Source organism: Comamonas terrae (assembly GCF_001544075.1).
Taxonomy (GTDB): domain Bacteria; phylum Pseudomonadota; class Gammaproteobacteria; order Burkholderiales; family Burkholderiaceae_C; genus Comamonas; species Comamonas terrae.
The window spans coordinates 1-586 of record NZ_BCNT01000040.1 but is presented as its reverse complement, the minus strand read 5'-3'; the positions used below and the strand labels follow the sequence as shown (position 1 = coordinate 586).

General features: G+C 66.6%; 1 pseudogene. It reads left to right on the top strand.

Annotation, left to right across the window (positions count from 1 at the left end):
• Window positions 1-586 (top strand): annotated as a pseudogene (locus Cte04_RS21825) (hypothetical protein); the annotation flags it as partial.

Genomic DNA, 586 nt, shown 5'->3' with positions numbered 1-586 from the left:
AGCTCAATGTGAGCAACGGCCAGACCATCAACCTGGCGCGCACCCGGCTGTCGCGCGTGGCGGTGCGCGATGCCGCCGGCAAGCGCATCGACACCGGTTACACCGTGGACCTCGAGGCCGGCCTGGTCACGTTCACGGACGTGTCGGGCATGGCCATGCCCGTCTCCGTCGAGGACCGGATCGAGGACATGGCCGTAGCCACGGACGTGCAGATCTCCGGCCAGATCACATTCAACCGTCCCCTGACCCATGACTACCCGGCCGCCGGCACCTACGTCTCCAGCGCGCTGGAGGCCGGCGACCGCCATGCACGTGTCAGCCTGGTGTTCGACCAGAACACCTGGGACAAAGCCACCTGGGCGGACGCGCCTACTGGCGCGGTGGCCGTGGCCAGCTACGACACGGCCAATGCGCCCATCGAGGTCACCAATGCGGGAGCCACGACGGAGCGATGGGCGCTCGAATTCACCAGCAATTCTGCATTCCGGGTGATCGGCGAGCACGTGGGGATCATTGCCACCGGCGACATCAACACCGACTGCGCCCCCGTCAATCCGGCCTCCGGCACGCCGTATTTCAAGATCCG